Genomic DNA, 19072 nt, shown 5'->3' on the forward strand with positions numbered 1-19072 from the left:
TCTAGTGATTGAAATCAATAGATCAAGCCGGGCGGCTGTGACGTCGCCCGGTTCGTCCGGTGAATGGAGCGGCGACGTCAGTCTTCGTCCAGTTTGGGTTTCCAGGCTTCGCTGAGCTGGCGCTGGATCGGCGGCGGCACCGGTTCGTAGTGGCTGAGGTCGAGGCTATAGCGGCCGCGGCCGCCGGTCATGGCTTTGAGTTCGGTGGGGTAGTCGGTGAGTTCGGCCAATGGCGCTTGGGCCTTGATCAGGATTTCACCGTCGTGCTTGGCGTCGGTGCCCATGATGCGCGCGCGTTTGCTGGCCAGGCCGCCGGTGACGTCGCCCACGCTCGGTTCGGGAATAGCTACTTCGACATCCACGATCGGCTCCAGTACCAGCGGCCGCGCCTTGCTGACCGCATCGAGAAACGCTTTCTTGCCTGCGGCGATGAACGCTACTTCCTTCGAATCGACGGGATGGTATTTGCCGTCGTAAACGGTCACGCGCAGATCCTGCAGCGGATAGCCCGCCACAGCGCCGTTTTCCATCGCCTGGCGCACGCCTTTCTCGATGGCGGGCAGGTATTGCCCGGGAATCACACCGCCCTTGACCGCGTCGACAAACTCGAAGCCGGCACCGCGGTCCAGCGGATCGACATGCAAGAATACTTCGCCAAATTGTCCGGCGCCGCCGGTTTGTTTTTTGTGACGATGATGTCCATCTGCGGAACCGGAGATGGTTTCGCGGTAGGCGATGCGCGGTGGGTGCGTCACCACTTCCACGCCGTAACGCTCTTTCATGCGCTCCAGCATGATTTTCAGATGCAGGTCGGAAAGCCCGCGGATCACCGTTTCGTTCAGTTCCTTGTGATGCTCCACGCGAAAGCACGGATCTTCCTCGGATAGTCGCGACAGCGCCTGTGAAAGCTTCTGCTCCTGGCCTTTGTGCCTGGGCTCGAGCGCCAGCCCGAACATCGGCTGCGGGAAGCGCAGGGGTTCGAGATGGATCAGGTCTTCGTCGTGCGAATCGTGCAGTACGGCGTCGAAATGGATGTCTTCCACCTTGGCTACGGCGGCGATGTCGCCGGGTATGGCCTGTTCCATTTCCACGTGCGATTTGCCGTTGAGCCGAAACAGGTGGCCGACTTTGAACGCCTTGCGATTGTCGTCGATGAACAGCTGGCTGTCGCGGCGGATCGTGCCCTGCCAGACGCGAAAAACGCTCAGCTTGCCGACGAAAGGATCGTTCACCACCTTGAACACATCGGCGATCACGTGTGCGTTTGGATCGGGCGCCACTGCTAGTTGCAGGTTCTGTGCATTGCGGAAGGGTGGGGGATTGGCTTCGGTCGGATTGGGCAGCAGGCGGTTGAAGATATCCAGCAATTCGTGCACGCCGGCACCGGTGCGTGCGCTGACGAAGCAGATCGGCACCAGGTGGCCTTCGCGCAGGCATTGCTCGAAGGCATCGTGCAGTTGCTGCGGGGTGAGCGCCTCCTCGCCGGCATCGAGGTAGGCGCCCATGGTGGTTTCGTTGATCTCCACCACCTGGTCGAGAATCTGCTGGTGCGCCTCGGCCAGCGAGGAGAAATCGGTGGCGCCGTCGCGATGGAAAAAGCAGTCCAATACCTTGCTGCCTTGCTCGGCCGGCAGGTTCACCGGCAGGCACTCGCTGCCGAACTCTTCGCGCAGCGCCGTCACCAGTGCAAGAAGGCCGCCGGCTTCGGCATCGATCTTGTTGATCACCAGCAGGCGCGCCAAACCGCGCTCGTGCGCGCGCTCCATCATTCGGCGCGTGCCGTACTCGATGCCGTTGGCGGCGTTCACCACCACGGCCACCGTTTCCACTGCGGCGAAGGCGGCGAGCGTGCCGCCGCGGAAATCCTGGTAGCCGGCGGTATCGATCAGGTTGATGTGGCAGGCATCGTGATCAATGCCGGCGACGCAGCTGTCGATGGAATGGCTGCGCGCTTTTTCCTGCGGGTCGGTGTCCGATTGCGTGGTGCCGCGCTCTACCGATCCTTGCGTCTGGATGACGCCGCCGGCGTGCAGCAAGGCTTCGAACAACGTGGTCTTGCCCACGCCGGCATGACCGGCGAGCGCGATATTGCGGATATGTTCCGTGTGGTAGGACACGATGCGACCCTCCTCTGCATGAGCCGCCGTAGGCGGCTATCGTGGTGGGCCGTCATGGTCGTCCTTGGCGTGCAGGACGCAGGGCGGTCATGGCGGGGTAGCGGCAGCGCTTGCAGGGCGGCTGCTGCGTTTGACTAGCCTTCTCTCATTGGGCGGAATGGTCAAGTTGCAATGCGAAGACCGCGCATCGCGGCGCTTGGGCCATCTCGTTAACCTAAAGTGATCGCCGCCGGAACCGTAGGCCCAGGCCATGGTCTGTGAGGCATCCCCTAGCGACCGCAGCCGCACGATGTGGCTCGCACATACCTCGAGGACGTTTTATCGAACACCCGGATCAGGTCGAGCATCACCGTTGGTTTCCGCCGCCGGATAACGACCGGCAGCGGGGGCTGGCGCAGCTCGATGGCCCTACCCGCGCCATGCTGCATCAATTGCGCTGGCGCAAACCGCCGCGCGATCGCCGCCGCCTGTGGATGGGGCTGGTACTTGCGCTGCTGTTGCATGCCTTTTTCGCGGCGGCGGTGTGGTATGAGATGAAGCCGGCCGTGCGGGCGCCGGAAGTGGTGCAGGTGCAACTCGACCAAGGCATCCAGGTGCGCTTCATCGCGCACCGCGCGGCCGCGCCGCAAGCGGTGCCGGCACCGGTGGCACCGCCGCCGCCACATCCGACGCGTGAACCGGTATTAAAAAACGCCATGGCAGTACATCTGCAAGCGTCCGCCGCGCCAGCGCCTCAACCGGCCCCCGCAACGTCGGTGCAGCGCCCCTTGTTGTTCGACCGCACCGGGCGGATCGTGTTGCCAGCCCCTGCGTCCAGCGCGCCAGCGCCGGAATACGTGCAACGTGCGCCGCAGGGCGATACGCAGATCATGCACGACCGCGACCTGATCAAGTACAAGCCCACCAAGCTCGATCCTTATTGGCGCAAGAGCAGCAACGCCATCGACGATGCGTTGCAGAAGGTGGTGGAAAAAACCACGGTGAAAAAGACCATTCAATTGCCCGGCGGTATTCGCATCCACTGCGGCATTTCGTTCGCGGCGCTCGCCGGCGGCTGTGGTGGCGATCCGCCGCCGCCACCACCGCCCACCGATGGCGACCAACGCTTGAACATGGCGCCACCGCCGCTGGTCAAGGGAACCTCCGTGCCAAAGTTGGACGTGGCAACCTGCATTGCGGACTATCGAGCCGGCAAGCCGCTGCCTTATGGCTGTCCGGTGGACACGCCGGCGCGTGCGGTGGACGTGGAGAAGAAAAAAGCTGGGCCCTAGGGCCTGCATGCCTTTGTCATGCATTCTTCACGTCCTAAATCACGTGCCAATCACATCGACAAGATTCATAAAATTTAGACGTCCAAAATTTGGAGGTCTAAATAAAACTATTTTTTTATGCCAAGCCCTTTTTTTAATGACTTGAAGCACTAGACGTTCAAAACAAACTAGGTGCAGTATCGGTAGGTCCCCTCATTTCGCGGGGCAAGCGGGAAATAAACCAGTCAGCGCGACCGCGGCCAGTGGCTGCGTCGGGCCCGTGCGGCGGTGCGTTTGGCTTATGCGTTCTTATGGGCAGAGAGGTGGCTACGACGAATACATGGACGAGCTGGCAGATCCATCACAGGGGGCTCGCTTTTTTTTTCGTTTCCCTTTTTTTATGGAGAAAACACGTGAAAACCGAGCATGTGATGATGAGCATCGCCATTGCAGCGGCGTTCGGCACGCTGCCCTCAATGGCCCTGGCTTCCGCTTCAAACGTGGCGCTGGCGGGCATCGACACCACCGAAGCGCCGCGGGTTACGCAAACCGTCGATAACCGGGTGGTTTCCGCGCTGAGCCATACCCATCTATCGCTATTGGATCGGGTAGCGCCCACCAGCGCCGTGGCGGATGCAACCCCGATGAACCATATGCAGTTGGTCTTGCAGCGCAGCGCAAAACGTACGGCGGCGCTGAATGAGCTGATCGCCGCGCAGCACGATCCTTCTTCTCCCAAGTTCCATCAATGGGTGACGCCGGCCCAGTTCGGGCAAGCCTTCGGGGTAAACGACGCGGATATCAGCGCCACGGTGGCGTGGCTTACTTCGCAGGGCTTCAAGGTCAACGGCGTGCTGCCGAACAAGATGCAGATCGATTTCAGCGGCACGGCAGGCCAGGTGCGCCAGGCCTTCCACACGCAGGAAAATCATTACGTCGTCAATCATGTAAACCATATCGCCAACGATGGCGACATCAGCATCCCGTCAGCCTTGCGCGATGTGGTGGTGGGTGTGGCGGGCTTGAACGACTTCCGGCCGCAACCGTTGCACCAGCAGCCGCAGATTGCGCAATTCAATGGCGCAAGCCAGCGCTTCAAGATCCAGCAAACGGCTACGACCGCCCATGCCGGCAGTGCGCCGAAGCCGATGGTGAGTTTCGAAGGTGGCGTACGCGGCTTTGCGCCCTGGGATATGCAGACCATCTACAACACCCAGCCCTTGTACGTGCAAGGCCTGACCGGCAAAGGCATCTCCATCGCAGTGGTGGAAGACCAGGACATGGACGTGTCGGACTGGCCCAATTTCGTCAGCCAGTTTGGCCTGGGCGGTTATGGCGGAACGTTCAAGCAATTCCAGCCGTTGCTGTCGCCCGATACGGGCAATTGCACCGACCCGGGCGGCAATGATCCCGATAGCGAAAGCATCGAGACGGTGCTCGATTCGGAATATTCCACCGCGATTGCGCCGGGCGCCCATATCTGGGTGGCGACCTGCAGCGACACCGGCAGCAACAATTTCTTCGGTGGGGTGTTCACGGCGGCCAGCAACCTGATCAATGGCAGCACGCGGCCCAATATCATCAGCGCCAGCTACGGCTATGGTGAAGGCTTCACCGATGCGGCCAGCAAGACGGCGATCGACGCGATGTGGGCGCAGGCCGATGCCGAAGGTATCTCGGTGTTCGTATCGAGCGGCGATTCGGGCTCCAACCCCAGCTTCAACGGTTCGATCATCAATGGGGTGCCGGCGATCGATGCCAATTCGTTTGGTTCGTCGGCCAACAATACGGCCGTCGGCGGATCGGACACGGCGGATGTGCTCGATGGCACCAGCAGCAAATACTTCAACAGCAGCTTGAATGCGGTGTACGGTTCGGCGAAGTCGTACGTGCCGGAAATCACCTGGAACCAGTCCTGCGGCAATACCCGCGCCGCCAAGGATCTGGTCGGCCTCAGCGCCTTGCAGTTCTGCAAGAACGCGCTGGTCTATGACCCCTATGGCTATTACGTCACTTCCGAAAGCGGCAGCGGCGGCGCGTCCTCGGTGGTGTCGAAACCATCGTGGCAGCGGATCGTGCGCGGTGCGGCCAAGGACCAGTCGCGCGACTTGCCGGATGTGTCGCTGTTTGCCGGTTCCTATGGCGGTTATTCCTGGGTGATCCTGTGCACCGGTTACTATCCGTGCACGACGAATTTCACCCAGCCCGTGGAGTTGGAAGGTGGCACCTCGCTGTCGTCGCCGATGTTCGCCGGCATCCAGGCGCTGATCGACCAGGGCTTGTCCAGCGCAGGCGGCGCGGTGGATCAAGGCAATGCGGCACCCACGCTGTATGAGTTGGCACGCAACGAGTACGGTGGTCCCACCGGTGCGGCACCGCCGACGCTCGCCGCCTGCAATGCCGACAACGGCACCAAAGGCACCGGCAAGTGCGTGTTCCATAACATCACCGATGGCGGCAACTCCACCCAGTGCATCGAGTTGCTGAGCGACAACGAAGTCACGCCCGACTGCTACTTCTACGGCACCATCCAGAACTTCGAGGGCTTCTACGGACCGACCAAGGTCGGCCTGACCTCGTCCAATGCCGCCAAGTACAACAGCAGCACGGCGGCCTATGCAGCGCAGGCCGGTTGGAGCGGCGCCAATGGGCTGGGTTCGGTGAATGCCACCAACCTGCTGTCGGCGTGGAAATCGTTCAACGGTCTGTGATCGGCCGTCCGTAGTCGGCACGGATGTCCAAATCCCTGGCGGCCAGCGCCGCCAGGGATTTCCATCCATACGAAAAAAACCGGATCGGCATGGCAGGTTCGGTGGTGTGCAATCAAGAAATTCCTGTGCCCCATTACACTGGCGGCCATGTCGCCATTGCCCCCCGATAACCTCAGCCCCACGTCTTCCAAGGTCATCATGATCAAGTCGCCGCGCGATGCGGCGACCTGGGCGGTGGTCTATCGGCGGCGCACGCGCGAGAAGCCGCGTGATCGTCTGCTGAAACTGGCTGGTTTGATCGGCACGCTGCTGCTGCATCTGATCGTACTGCTGGTGGCGATTCTCGGGCCGCCCTATCAACTGCCACCGCCGCCGCCGGAGCCCAAGGGCAATGCGCTGCTGGTGCGCCTGATCACCAACAAGCCACAACCGCCGCCACCACCACCGGTGCGCGGCGTGCCGCCGAAAGAGCACGGCCCCACGCATCGCGGCAATACCGCGCAGGCGGTGCATGCCATTCATGAAGCATCCACTGCCGCGCCGGTTGCCGCAGTGACGCAGCCGCCGGTGCCAGCGCCGAAGCAGCCACCGGTGGTGGCGCAGGCCAAGCCACCCGCAGCGGAAAAAGCCCAGCCGCAACCCGCCGCGCCGCTGCCGCCGATCACGTTGCCGAAACCCGCGCCGCAGCAGTTTGAGCAACCTGCGCCGATCGGCTTGCCGCCACCGCCATTGGCGTTGCAGGCGGTGCCAGTGCCGCAACCGGTGCCGCCGGCCTTTCAGCCGAAGCCCGCGCGCAAGCCGCAGCCGGAGGGTACGCAGCCGATGCCGCCGTTGCCGTCCATCGCCTTGCCTACCCAGCCCGCGCAGTCGGCGCCGACCCTCACGCCGCCACAGATCGCGGTGGAGAAACCATCGCTGGCGCCGGTGCCGATGCCAAGCGTGGTGTCTGTGCAACCCAGCCCCACACCCGCCGCGCCGCCTGCCCCGGCGTTGCAGCCCATACCCATGCCAGCGCAGCAGGCGCCGACGGTGAATCTGCAGGCATCGGCCACCCCGTTGGCGACCCCCAATGTGCAGCGCACGTCGCCGCAGCAACTCGGGCCGGTGGTGCGTCCCCAATCGCCACCGGCACTGGCGCCAGTGCCGGTGGCGCCGTCGGCTGCACCTACGCCGACGGTGACACCGGCTGCGCCGTCCTTGACGATCGAAGCGCCCAAGCTGGCGGTGCCGGAGGTGTCGCTGCGACCAGAGTTGAGTCCCGCTGCGACGCCCGCACCGACGTCGCAGCAGAACGAAACGAAGCCGTCGACCTCGCCCAACAGCGAAAAGGAAACAGCCGCCGCGCCTTCGCCTGCGCCGAATCCAGCAACGGTGAGTGCACCGGCGAACGAAGGCAACGCAAGCGCCAGCACGGCGCCCAACGCGACACCGCAAGGCAGTGAAACCGGTAACCCTGGCCAGCCCAATGGCGTGATGCAATCGCCGAACGAAAACAACGGCACCCAGGGCACGCAGCCGTCGCCATCCATCGGCACCGGCAACAACACCGCAGGCGAGCAGGGTGGCGGTACACCGGGTACGCCCACCGGTACCTACATCCAGCTCAAGCCGCGCGGCGATACGCAGATCATGTCGCACAACGTCAACCTGCCGGCTTACAAGCCCACGCGCTTCGATCAGTACTGGACGCCCGAGGGCGAGAGCTCCATCGACACCGCCTTGCGCCATGCGGTGGAAAAAACCACCGTGAAGCACACCTTCAATTTGCCGGAAGGCGTGCGCATCGAATGCCAGGTCATGCCCTTGCTGCCGTCGTCATTGTTTGGCTGCCACAACCCCGATCCCCCGGCGAAGCCGTTGGATAAGAAAATCTACGACCGCCTGAATCTGCCTTCGCAAAATGCGTCGATACCGAAGACGGAAGTGGCTGCTGCGGCGAGCACATCGGCAACGGCTGCGCCGGTGGTGTTGGACAACAGCGCCGAATGCGCCGCCGCGCGCGTGAGCGGTGGGCCGATGCCGCCGAATTGTCCGCCGGATACGTCCGTGCCGGTGAAGCCATTGCCGTCGGTCAGGCCAGCGAATATGCCGCCGTCTGCTTCAGGTTCGTGGGTGCCGGCGAGTGATCAGTTTCATTAGCGACATGGGGCGACGCCATGAGCGATGAAATCCACCACGCCCGATGGATGCACCAGTCCCACATGAGGCTGCGGTGGAAGGCCGCTGTTTTGTGCAAATTGGCAAATCTTGGGTAAATAGTTACAGCCATTGCCATGGATTGAATTCATATGATTCCATCCATCTAAATAAAAAATAGGAATTGAAGTAACTCATGTCATAAATTAATTTTAAGTATCATTGCTAATGGATAATATTATGCAAATATCAGGCAATCCTAACATCGCTTCCCTTGCGAATATAACATCAGAGCCGCCGTTGCCAGCTAAGCCAGGTGCCGGGTTTTCGGATACAGGATTAGAGATGCATAATCCGATCAATTTTAACCAAGAAAGTGCCATCGAACCGCAAAGTGTTGGATGGCCGGATGGCAATCGCGATGCACGAGGCTTTCTTGACGATGCGTGGCACTGGTTAAGTGCGCCTTTTGTCAGAATTTTTGGCAGCAGTCCTCAGGGAAGCCTTCCCGACTTTCAAAAGGATGGGTGGACTCGCCAAACGAGCCCGGAAGAACCTTACGTTACCACCTATAGCAATACGTTTGGCCAACCTTATGGAGGCCAGGGAAAAATTGAGATCAAATACGAATTTATTAACGATAAGCCAACGAAAATGACCAGAACAGAACTGGATAAAAACGACAATCCAACTAAATCATCGGCTGAATATTACAATGAATATCCCAATGTCGCGAAGGAAGAGACGATAACGTATAAAGATGGAAAGCCTAGTTCACGGACCGACGACCTTTATACGGTATCGGGAAAATTTGCTAGAAGGGAACGTTATACGATGGGTGAGGACAATAGATGGCAGCCATTACCTTCCCTGGGCAATCCCCCGCAAATTAGCTGACACAGGCAGTGGAGTCTTCTCGTACCCTGAGCCGGGGAGACTCCATGAAAAGTCCCGTTTTAGCGGCAGCTAGGTCGTCGCCGTGCGCAAGCAATGGGAGCCTCGCCAATGCCGCGCATGGAGGAGTGGAAAAGAAGAGAACCGTCGGCTCAAGAAGACGTACGCCGAGTCGCCAATGAGCGCGGACATGCTGCGTGCGGCGATGGCAAAAATGTTCTATCCAGGAGAGGGGCGGCGGCATCACAACAACCGCAACAGCTCCTTCATCAACGGCAACCGGCGCACGCGCACCGCGCTTACGCGGAACACCGCATTGGCCAGCGCGGGCGCTGCCGTCGGCATGGCCAGGAAACTCGCGCCGGTGGGCTCGCCTTCGCCCGGCACGGTGATCACCTCCACCGTGTGCGGCAGCTGCGCCATGCTGGCGAGTGGATAGTCTTTCCAGCTGGTTTGCTGCACTTTGCCGTCTTTCACCGTGATGGCGAGATTGAGCGCGGTGGAGAGCGCATCCAGCGTGGCGCCGGCGACCTGGCCTTCCAGGCCCAGCGGGTTGATTACGCGGCCCACGTCCACCGCGCACACGGCGCGCTCGATGGTGAGCTTTTCGCCCTGCATCGACACTTCGATCGCATGTGCGACGTACGCGCCATCCATATACCAGCAGGCGAGGCCGAAGCCGTTGACCGAGTGCAGCCAATCCTTCCAGCCGATGCGGTCGGTGACCAGCTTCAGCACGTTGATCAAGCGCGCCGTATCGACCGCGCCGCCACCTTGTTGTGGAATCAGTCGCGGCTCGCCGATCAGGCGCAGGTGGGTGACGAGCGGATCTTCCTTCAGGGCATGCGCGATCTCATCGACGAAGCTGCACACGGCGAAGGCATTGGTGAGATGCGGCATGCCGCGATGCGGGCCGCGCGGCATGGAGGAGGAGAGGCCGAACCAGTCGCTCCGGTAATTCGGCACGAAGCCGGCAGGGAACTGATTGGCGCTGACTTCCGAACTCCACAGATGATCCACCGGCACGCCGCGGCCGACCAGCGCCGAAGCGCTGGCCACGCGCTGGTTCCATGCCAGTACGTGGCGCTTGGCTTCGATGATCGCGTCGAACTTGTGCACGCAACCGGAGCGGTAGTAGTCATGCGTGAGGTCTTCGTCACGCGTCCAGAACAGGCGCAGCGGCTTGTCGACTTCTTTGGCCAGCAGCACGGCTTCGGCGACGTAATCGTGATCGAGCCGCCGCCCGTAACCGCCGCCGACGCGTGGCACGCGAATATCGATCTGATCCGGCGCCAGGCCGGTGAGGCGCTGCACCACCGTCCACGCTTGTTGCGGCGATTGGGTGGGCACGTACAGCGTGGCGCTGGTCTTGTCCAGGCGCACCAGGCAGTTCATCGGTTCGCTGGTGGCATGTGCCAGCCACGGTTGGTAGTAGGTCGCTTCCAGGCGGCGTGCGGCTTTGCGTTTGGCCTTGTCGATATCACCGTCATCGCGGATTCGCGTGGTCGGTGCGGCGTCGCTATTGAGCAGCGCGGTGGCTTGCTGTTCCAGCGCAGCACTGCTTTCGCTGCCGCTGGCGCCCGGTTTCCACTGCAGCTTCAGTGCGCGCCGTCCCTGCAGCGCGATCCAGGTGCTGTCGGCGATTACCGCCACGGCCGGCGCGATCACCGTTTCGCCCGGGGGCAGGTGCGGATCGGGCTTGAGTTCGATCACCTTTACCACGCCTTTAATGGCGAGCGCGGCGGTACTGTCGAGCCCGGCGAGTTCGCCGTCCGTCCAGGGGCAATGGGCGAGCACGGCGACCAGGGTGTCGCCAAAATGTTTGTCGAGCGCGTATTCGGTTTGCCCGGTGACGATGGCGCGGGCCTGGGCGTCACCGGCGGGTTTGCCGATCAAGCTGTAGCGATCCGGCGTTTTCAGCGTGATGTCGCCGTGCGGCAGGGCGATCTTGGAAGCGGCGGCGGCAAGCTGGCCGTAGCCGATGCGGCGGCCGTCGGGCGCGATCACCGCACCTTGTCCCGTGCGCAGCTTTTCCGGCGGCACGCCAAGCTGCGGTACGGCGGCCTGGATCAGCAGCCAGCGCGCCAGCGCACCGGCCGAGCGCAGGTCGTGCCAGGCGCGCGGCATCGAGTTGCCGGTGCCGCCCGCCTGTTCGCCGTACAGCCAGCGCGGCCGGCCGTTGTCGTTGGCAACGCCAAGGCCGAGCGGAAGCACGCGCACGCGTTGCCAGTCGGCATCCATTTCATCGGCCATGATGCGCGCGAGCGCGGTGGCGACACCGGTGCCGGTTTCCGGATCGCGCGAACCGATCAGGATGGTGCCGTCCGCATCGACACGGATGAACATGCCGAAGTCGTACAACGGATCGCCCAGCATGTCGGGTGGCACGGGCGCGTCCGCGCGGGCGCTGCGAATGCCGACGATCAATGCGCCGGCCGTGCCGGCAAGCACCTGCAGAAAGCGGCGGCGCGAAAGTCTCACCGTACCGCTCATGCCTTGGCTCCTTGCTTCATCGCCGCGGCCGCGCGCTTGATCGCTTGGCGCACGCGCGTCTGGCAGCCGCAACGGCAGAGGTTGGGCAGGGTGTCGATGTCGTTGTCGGAAGGGTCCTTGGAGCGGTTGAGCAGGTCCATCGACGCGATCAGCCAGCCCGGTGTGCAATAGCCGCAACCGATCGCGTCTTCATCGATAAAGGCCTGCTGCAGCGGATGCAGGTTGCCCTTGGCGTCGACCAGGCCTTCCACCGTGGTGATCTTCTTGCCGTCCAGCTTGCTCATGGGCGTGTCGATCGCGGAGGTGGCCTTGCCGTTCACCAGCACCAGGTCCGCGCCGCCTTCTCCATGTTCGCCGCTGTACTTGGTGCCGTCGAGCTGCAGCACGTCGCGCAGATACCACAGCAAGGGCATCGCCGGATCGCCGGTGTGGTGGTAGTGCTCGCCATTAAGCTGGAAATCGATGCCGCCACGAACGGGGGTGGGAGTGATTGCCGTCGGCTTGGTGGGCAGCGCGGCGTGGTCTTGCGCCATCGGGTGGTGTCTCCGTCATACCTATCCGCGCATTGTGGCATTGCCGCAAGAATTTGGGCACGTCTCGACTGAACAGCCATCGCTAGCGCCTGAGATGGATGTCCCCGCGGTTGCCTGTCAGGAGCGGACGGGATGGAACACTCGCCGCCAGACCAGATAAACCGGAATGCCGGCAATCATGATGGCGAGCCCGATGCCCGTATTCACCAAACTTGTACGCAGACTTTGCACCACCACCAGGCCGATGGTGGCGATAAAGATCAGCGGCGGCAGCGGATAGCCGGGTACGCGGAACGACACGGTGTCGTGCTGCTGGCGGTGGCGGTACCAGAACAGCGTGCCCACGCCGACGGCGCAGGCCAGCCAGTCACCGAAGGTGGCGTAATCCAGCAACTGGCCGTAACTGCCCGACAGCACCAGCACGATCGACCAACCCACCAGCAGCAACAGCGCCAGGTTGGGCGTGTGATGGCGCGGATGCAGCCGCCCCACGCTGGCGAAGAACAGCCCGTCCGCGCCCATTACCTGCAATACCCGGGCCCCCGCTACCAGCGTGATGTTGCAGAAGCCGAAGGTGGAAATGGCGATGCCGACCGCGATCAGCTTGGCCCCCGCCGAGCCGAAGACCTTGTTCATGACCTCGGCAGCAGGCGTATGGCTATGCGCCAGGCCATCGTGGCCGAGCACCGCCAGGTACGCCACGTTGACCAGCGCATACGCGGCGATCACACCTAGCATGCCGAGCACCAGGGCGCGCGGCAGGGTGCGCTGCGGTTCTTTTACTTCGCCGGCCAGATTGTTGAGGTAGGTGAAACCGGAATAGGCAAACAGCACCGGCAGCGCCGCGCTCATGAAGCCGACGTCGCTGCGCGCCGGGTCTACCGCCAGCCACGGCGTGCCGCTGCCGACGCCGGCCAGAAACAGCCCGCACACCACCAATACCGCCACGGCCAGCAGTTTCAGCAGGGTGAACAGGTTTTGCATCTGCACGCCGAATTTCAGGCCGAACAAATTGATCAGCGCCACCAGCGCCAGTGCGCCCACTGCCAGTGGCGTGGCCATGCCGGCGGGCAGGCCGAAGACCGCGGCGGTGTAGCTGGCGAAGATGGTGGCCACCGCTGCACTGGAGCCGGAATAGATCACCAGCAACATGGTCCAGCCGAACAGGAAACCGGCCAGTGGGCCGAACGCCTCGCGCAGATAGACATAGCTGCCGCCAGCATGCGGGCGGCGCGCGCCGAGTTCGGCGTAGCACAAGGCGCCGAGCAGCGTGAGCACGCCGGCGCCGACCCACACCAGCAGCAGCGCAAGCCCCGATTCGGTGCGCTGCGCAGCAATACCGGGGTTGAGAAAGATGCCGCCGCCGATGATGCCGCCGATCACCACCAGCGCTGCGTCCCGCAGGCGAAGACTGCGCTGATAGCCGGTTGCCGGTGACGTCATGAGGGAGCCCCTGGAATGGAAAGGCAGAGCATGGCAACCGCGGCGATGGACGGCAAGCCGGGCGCGGATCTTTTCTCCCCGGCCTTCAGAAAGGGGCATCTGTCCCAGTTTGCGCAGCGCATCACACTCCCTACAATGCACCGTCCGCCGGACATCGCGCGGACGCAGGAACTTGCATCGCCACATGGGTGCAAGAGGGAAGTGGTCGGACGTTGCGTTTTCATCCGTCAACAATCATCCACATCAGGGGTTTCAATGAACAAATGGATTTCTACGGCGGCCATCGGGGCCGCACTGGCTGTTGCGTCCAGCACGGCAATGGCGATGGACGGCAACTTCTTCGTCAATGGGGAAGCGGCCGGGTCCAATGCAAACATCAGGAACTTGGAGAACAAGGACAACACCAGCATGTCCGGGGCGTTGCGCCTGGGCTACCTGTGGAACGCAGGCGATTATTCTTGGGGCGCCGAAGCGGGATACGTCGATCTGGGCAAAGTGACCGGCAACGACAACTACGCCGTGCAAGATGCCGGTGGTCCGTACGATCCCCTGCACATTTCCATCAAGACCCAAGGGGAAGTGCTGGGCGGCGTCTTCAAGCTGCATTACGGCGATTACGGCTGGTTCTTCTCCGCACGTGGAGGCTGGTTTCATTCGCATACCTCGGCCAGGGTCAATGACCAGCTCGGCCTGGCATCGGCTTCCGCGAGTAAAAACGGCGACGGGTTGTATGCCGGTTTCGGCCTGGGTTACGACTTCACCAAGCACCTGGGCATCAGCCTGAACTACGACTACTTCAATAGCAGTGCAAGCGGCATTTACGCCGGTCGCTTCAACACCGGCATGTACGGTGGCACGCTGGAATACCGTTTCTGAAATTTTTCGTATCGCAGTACCAACAACGGCCGCTTGATGCGGCCGTTGTTGTTTAAAGGCGCAGTTCGCCTTCAATCAGCAAGACGCATTGACCGCCGATGGTGATATTTCCATCGGCAGCATTGCGCCTGACGCGAACATAGCCGTCGCGGCTTACTTCGCGGCCCTGGCTGGCCAGATAGTCGAAGCCGTAGCTGGTATCGCCGCGTTCGGCGAGAAACGCCATGATCGCCGCATTGGCGCTGCCGGTAACCGGGTCTTCCGGAATGCCGTCGCCGGGGCAGAAGGCGCGCACGGCCATCCGCGCCGGACCGGAAGCTTCGCGGCCGAATACGCTGATGCCCATCGCACCATGGCGTTCTGTCAACTGCGCAATCGCATGCATGTCCGGTTTCAGTGCGCGTACGCAAGCCGCTTCGCGCAGATCACACAGCCACCATAGCGGGCCAGCGTCGGCGAGACGCACCTGCGCATCGCTCAGCTCGGCGCCAATGGCCATGGCGATGGCGCTGCCGATCTCGGTGCTGACGCTTTGCAAGCTTGGGCGCGGTGCCTGCACATGAATGACGCGTTCGGCACCGGCATGCTCGACGCGCACCGGCAACAAGCCCGCAGCGCACTCTTGGATCAGGGTGGTTTTGACGCCGGCAACCAACCCTGCTTCGATGGCGGCGTAGGCGCTGCCGACGCTCGGATGTCCAGCAAATGGCAATTCCTGCGCCGGTGTAAAGATACGCACGCGATAATCCGCATCCGGTGTCGTCGGCGGCAGCAGGAAGGCAGTTTCGGAAAGATTTGTCCAGCGCGCGAAGGCGCGCATCGTGGCATCGTCCAGTCCCTCGGTATCGATGACTACCGCCAGTGGATTGCCCTGCATGGGCTGGCGCGAAAAGACGTCGAGTTGCATGAAGCGGCGCTTGGAGGTCATCGGCGTGCGAGTTGGCGAGTGATAGCTCGTAGCCCGGCATCGATACGGGCCCCAAGTTCGCAACATTGTGGCATGCCCTCCCCCCTACGCGGGGGAGGGCATCCCTTTTACGAACTCAGAACCCGAATTGCAGGAAAGCAGCCAAGTTCGCTACATCCAGCGCGCCGATACCTGCACCCTGGTTGTAGTGCGGCGCGCCGTCATAGAACCAGTTGTCGCCGCTGCGGATGCTCTTGAACGGCGTGAAGCTGCCATAGCCGAAGATGTTCTGCATCGCATACACCTGCGGATTCCACAGGCCGATGCGATGTCCCGTGCTTTGCACCAGCAACGCGGTAATGCCGTTGAGCTGCGGCGCCACGAAACTGGTGCCGCCTTCACCGCTGAGCAGGCCGCCATCGTAGGTCGACACGAAGACGTAGCCGGTTTCCGGATCGGCATTGAGCGAGATGTCCGGCACGTTGCGGCCCGAGAAATGGCTGGGCAATTGCAGCAGCGTGGTCGGGCCGGCGCTGGGATCGTTGTAGACCAGCGACTGATTCGGCTCGCTGCGGCGAATGCCGGTGGTGAGCACCTGATAGAACGGCGTATGCCAGTACACGCTCACGCCGCCACCGCCACCGACGGAGAACAGATTGATCGGGTGAACGTACTGGTCGAAGTAGTTCTGCAGATAATCCCAGCCCCAAACGCTTTCCTGTTTGACCGATTCGGTCGGACCAGTACCGAATGCATAACTATATGGCGTGGTGGTGCCGCCGGCAGCGGTGATGTACGGATCGGAAGCCGGCGAATCCACCGTAAGCGGTGCGGTGTAGTCGCCCACGGCCGTGCCGGCGCCGAGGTCGCGCACGGTGTCGTAGGCGCCTGAGTCGCCCGAGGCGGCAAACAACGATTGTCCCTGTACGGCCGCTTCCAGGAAGATCTTGTGGAACGCACGCAGGTCGCCCACGTCGGTGGTGTCGGTGGGGCTGGCGCCCGTCACATTCAGCGCGGCGAAATTGAAGATCTCCGGCAGGCCCCAACTGGTGGAGATGCTGTCGGCAATATTGTCCGACACCGCTTGTGCAAACACGTCGACATAACCGTCGGTGGTGTTGGGCGCGTCATACACGACGATGTTGGCGTATGGCGCAAGACCGCCGGATTGCTCGACGTCGATCGAGGTTTCGCCACTGCCGTCATCGATCGCGGCACCGCCATCCACGTGTACCTGGGTAATGCGGTTGGGCTTGGTGGCCAGGCCGATATCCGACCAGTACGTGGTGGCATCGCTGGGATAGAAGTTCGACAGCGTCACGATGCCCACGGTCGAGCCCTTGCCGACCACGCCGTGGCGATAGAGCGGATTGATGTCGTAGAAGTTGGCGACGTCGCCCACGGTGTACTGGCCGGGCACACCTGATGCGGTGGGATTGCCATTCGAACCGCTGGAGCCTTTGCTGGTTGGCGCGTTGAGCTTGGTGTTCGCCGGTCCCAGCGACGCGAACGCGGGCGCGGAGACATGATGCGGACGGTAAACCTTCTCGTTGCTCAGTCCGGCCGCCACATCGACGACATCGGCGATGGCCGATGGCATCTGCAGCGTGGTCGCCGGCTTGTGGAAACTATGGCCGTCCTCGCGCGAGACGTAGTTGTGGATGGATGTCTGGAACAGCTTGCCGAACTGGCTGAGCGTGCCGCTGGTGCGGATCGCCAGATGACTGGGCAGCACCTCGCTGCTCAGGCCTTGGCTGCGCAGATAGGACTGCACGCGCGCGACTTCCGCGTCGGTGGCGCCGTACTGCTGCGCAAACTGCTGGGTAGTGAGGAATTGCTGATAGTGCGCGCTGCCGGGCGTCACGGTCTGGCGGATGTAATCCTCCAGCGCGGCCTGGTTATGCAGCTTCAGGATCAGCGTGACGTGTACGGTCTGGTTGGCCGGTGCGGTGCCGACATCCAGTGCCGGTATGGCGCCGGCGGCCCATGCGCCGGCGCTGGCGCCGGTCAGCAGCAGGCCAAGGGACAACGAAAGCGACTTGCGATGCAGCTTTGCAAACATGGTGCTTCTCCCTAACGAGTGCGCGGAGCACATGCGCATGCAAAGCAAAAGGTTGGAAACACAGCTTCCCCTTGCCGCATCCGAACGATGTCGTTGCACAGATGGTTGAAAAGTCGTCTACCCAGCGACGTCGTCCGCCTCCCCTGACGACCGGCATCGCGCCGCTGCGGTGAGCGTATAGCGCATGAGTGGAACCTGGAAGTGCCTGAGATGCATGTGGGAAAAATTACATGTCATGTGCAGGTGAATTCGAATGGCTTGTCTCGATTCAATCGAAAGCATCAGGCTTGCTTGTGTAGTCCTTGATGGAAGACGCACTGCAAAAAAACCAAGCGCTGAATTGCACAAACGGTTTGTGTGAGTGAATCCCTACCTGTGTGAAAGGTATTTCTTTAGGCAGCAGCGAAGCGATCAGTTAGCGTTTGCAAAATTTTTACGCTTGCAACCGCTCTTTCTCTGCGCGCGGTTCGACGGCGGAGTTTCGTTCCAAGCATCAAGGAGTTTTTTCATGCGCAAGTTTGCAACGGTCGCCATTGCCTTGGCGTTGGGTATGGCGTCGTCCGTGGCATTGGCCGACGACGGCAATTTCTTTGTGAATGCCAATGCGGGTGCGTCGCGTTACAACGTGGATAATCCGTTCTCGGGGATGGAGGGCAACAGCTTCAGCAAGACCGGCAACGCGGGCGCGCTGCGCGCCGGTTATCGCTGGAACAGCGTGGTGGATTACGGTGTTGAAGCAGGCTACGGTTTTCTCGGCAACACCACGGCGCGTATCGGCAACGACTACGGTACTGAACGCCTGCAGGCCCAGACCCGCGGCTGGTTGCTGGGCGGCAACCTCAACTACAACATCAACGAGCACTGGTATGTAGACGCCCGCGCCGGTTGGTTGCGTGCGCGCACGCTGGTCGAGAGCCGCGTCATGAACGCCTACTACAACGCGTCCAATCGCGCGGCTGTCAGCCGTACCGGCGAGTACTTCGGCGTGGGCGGTGGCTACAACTTCAACAAGAACCTCAGCCTCGGCCTGGCTTACGACACCTATCGCGCCCCGTTGTCTGACAGCTACAACCACCGCATCGGCATGTACTCCCTCCAGGCCGAATACCGCTTCTGATTCAAGAGCTTCTCCACTCTTTTGCGGCCGCCTCGCGCGGCCGCTTTTTTGTGCGGGGAGCGGTTTGGGCGCACAATACGGCGGTTGTGTCCCGCGAGCGCAAGGCTTGCGGGACTTCATTTCCCAGTCGAAGCCGCCGCCATGACCACCATCAAGCAAGACGATCTGATCCAGTCCGTCGCCGACGCCCTGCAGTACATCAGCTACTACCACCCGGTCGACTACATCACCAACCTCGCCAAAGCCTATGAGCGCGAGGAGTCGCCGGCGGCCAAGGACGCCATGGCGCAGATCCTGATCAACTCGCGCATGGCGGCGGAAGGGCATCGCCCGCTGTGCCAGGACACCGGCATCGTCACCGTGTTTCTGAAAGTCGGCATGGACGTGCGCTGGGACGCCACGATGAGCGTGGACGACATGGTCAACGAAGGCGTGCGCCGCGCCTACAACGACCCCGACAACAAGCTGCGCGCCAGCGTGCTGGCCGACCCGGCCGGCAAGCGCAGCAATACCAAGGACAACACCCCGGCGGT

At 62.1% G+C, this 19072-nt stretch carries 13 protein-coding genes; 7 read left to right on the forward strand and 6 right to left on the reverse strand.

From position 1 onward, the window contains the following. Positions 1 to 77 precede the first annotated feature (77 nt). Complete coding sequence (gene fusA / locus VMA74_RS19050) at positions 78 to 2117, reverse strand: elongation factor G (protein WP_325369863.1); 2040 nt, start codon at positions 2115 to 2117, stop codon at positions 78 to 80. Positions 2118 to 2374: 257 nt separating this feature from the next. On the opposite strand from fusA, the gene VMA74_RS19055 reads away from it, so the two are divergent. The 4 genes from VMA74_RS19055 to VMA74_RS19070 all read left to right on the forward strand — a co-directional run bounded on the left by VMA74_RS19055 (position 2375) and on the right by VMA74_RS19070 (position 9111). After that, positions 2375 to 3388 carry a hypothetical protein gene (locus VMA74_RS19055; RefSeq protein ID WP_325369865.1) on the forward strand — a complete coding sequence of 338 codons (1014 nt, stop codon included), beginning with the start codon at positions 2375 to 2377 and terminating at the stop codon, positions 3386 to 3388. 392 nt (positions 3389 to 3780) lie between these two features. Then, positions 3781 to 6078, forward strand: coding sequence for a S53 family peptidase (locus VMA74_RS19060; RefSeq protein ID WP_325369867.1), 2298 nt, complete (start codon positions 3781 to 3783; stop codon positions 6076 to 6078). Between the two features lie 147 nt (positions 6079 to 6225). Further along, positions 6226 to 8217 carry a hypothetical protein gene (locus VMA74_RS19065; protein WP_325369869.1) on the forward strand — a complete coding sequence of 664 codons (1992 nt, stop codon included), beginning with the start codon at positions 6226 to 6228 and terminating at the stop codon, positions 8215 to 8217. 237 nt (positions 8218 to 8454) lie between these two features. Beyond that, positions 8455 to 9111 carry a hypothetical protein gene (locus tag VMA74_RS19070; RefSeq protein WP_325369871.1) on the forward strand — a complete coding sequence of 219 codons (657 nt, stop codon included), beginning with the start codon at positions 8455 to 8457 and terminating at the stop codon, positions 9109 to 9111. 240 nt (positions 9112 to 9351) lie between these two features. On the opposite strand, the gene VMA74_RS19075 is transcribed toward VMA74_RS19070, so the two are convergent. The 3 genes from VMA74_RS19075 to VMA74_RS19085 all read right to left on the reverse strand — a co-directional run bounded on the left by VMA74_RS19075 (position 9352) and on the right by VMA74_RS19085 (position 13577). After that, positions 9352 to 11601, reverse strand: a complete 2250-nt coding sequence (locus VMA74_RS19075) for a xanthine dehydrogenase family protein molybdopterin-binding subunit (protein WP_325369872.1) — start codon at positions 11599 to 11601, stop codon at positions 9352 to 9354. Continuing rightward, positions 11598 to 12134: a (2Fe-2S)-binding protein gene (locus VMA74_RS19080; protein ID WP_325369874.1), complete on the reverse strand. Its 537-nt coding sequence runs from the start codon at positions 12132 to 12134 to the stop codon at positions 11598 to 11600. The genes VMA74_RS19075 and VMA74_RS19080 overlap by 4 nt, the downstream gene beginning before the upstream one ends. A 117-nt stretch (positions 12135 to 12251) precedes the next feature. Next, a complete protein-coding gene (locus tag VMA74_RS19085; RefSeq protein ID WP_325369876.1) occupies positions 12252 to 13577 on the reverse strand; it encodes an APC family permease in 1326 nt (441 codons plus the stop codon). A 255-nt stretch (positions 13578 to 13832) separates the two neighbouring features. Here VMA74_RS19085 and VMA74_RS19090 point away from each other — a divergent pair, with 255 nt between their 5' ends. Continuing rightward, the gene (locus VMA74_RS19090; protein ID WP_325369878.1) at positions 13833 to 14453 is read left to right on the forward strand and encodes an outer membrane protein; all 621 of its coding nucleotides are present in this window, start codon (positions 13833 to 13835) and stop codon (positions 14451 to 14453) included. Positions 14454 to 14505: 52 nt separating this feature from the next. On the opposite strand, the gene VMA74_RS19095 is transcribed toward VMA74_RS19090, so the two are convergent. Then, positions 14506 to 15381 carry a PhzF family phenazine biosynthesis protein gene (locus VMA74_RS19095; protein WP_325369880.1) on the reverse strand — a complete coding sequence of 292 codons (876 nt, stop codon included), beginning with the start codon at positions 15379 to 15381 and terminating at the stop codon, positions 14506 to 14508. Positions 15382 to 15496: 115 nt separating this feature from the next. After that, on the reverse strand, positions 15497 to 17422 hold the full coding sequence (locus VMA74_RS19100; RefSeq protein WP_325369882.1) for a S53 family peptidase: 1926 nt from the start codon (positions 17420 to 17422) through the stop codon (positions 15497 to 15499). 508 nt (positions 17423 to 17930) lie between these two features. On the opposite strand from VMA74_RS19100, the gene VMA74_RS19105 reads away from it, so the two are divergent. Next, entirely contained in the window at positions 17931 to 18539 is a 609-nt protein-coding gene (locus VMA74_RS19105; RefSeq protein WP_325369884.1) for an outer membrane beta-barrel protein, read from the forward strand. A gap of 141 nt (positions 18540 to 18680) precedes the next feature. Next, a partial coding sequence (locus VMA74_RS19110; protein ID WP_325369886.1) for a fumarate hydratase occupies positions 18681 to 19072 on the forward strand: 392 nt, incomplete at its 3' end.

The organism is Dyella sp. (genome assembly GCF_035508675.1).
GTDB lineage: Bacteria > Pseudomonadota > Gammaproteobacteria > Xanthomonadales > Rhodanobacteraceae > Dyella_B.

Bases quoted from the DNA above. Each gene is read 5' to 3' on its own strand.
- VMA74_RS19070 (WP_325369871.1), top strand. From the start codon at position 8,455: ATGCAAATATCAGGCAATCCTAACATCGCTTCCCTTGCGAATATAACA.
- VMA74_RS19085 (WP_325369876.1), bottom strand. From the start codon at position 13,577: ATGACGTCACCGGCAACCGGCTATCAGCGCAGTCTTCGCCTGCGGGAC.
- VMA74_RS19065 (WP_325369869.1), top strand. From the start codon at position 6,226: ATGTCGCCATTGCCCCCCGATAACCTCAGCCCCACGTCTTCCAAGGTC.
- VMA74_RS19080 (WP_325369874.1), bottom strand. From the start codon at position 12,134: ATGGCGCAAGACCACGCCGCGCTGCCCACCAAGCCGACGGCAATCACT.
- VMA74_RS19100 (WP_325369882.1), bottom strand. From the start codon at position 17,422: ATGTTTGCAAAGCTGCATCGCAAGTCGCTTTCGTTGTCCCTTGGCCTG.
- VMA74_RS19105 (WP_325369884.1), top strand. From the start codon at position 17,931: ATGCGCAAGTTTGCAACGGTCGCCATTGCCTTGGCGTTGGGTATGGCG.
- VMA74_RS19090 (WP_325369878.1), top strand. From the start codon at position 13,833: ATGAACAAATGGATTTCTACGGCGGCCATCGGGGCCGCACTGGCTGTT.
- VMA74_RS19095 (WP_325369880.1), bottom strand. From the start codon at position 15,381: ATGACCTCCAAGCGCCGCTTCATGCAACTCGACGTCTTTTCGCGCCAG.
- VMA74_RS19075 (WP_325369872.1), bottom strand. From the start codon at position 11,601: ATGAGCGGTACGGTGAGACTTTCGCGCCGCCGCTTTCTGCAGGTGCTT.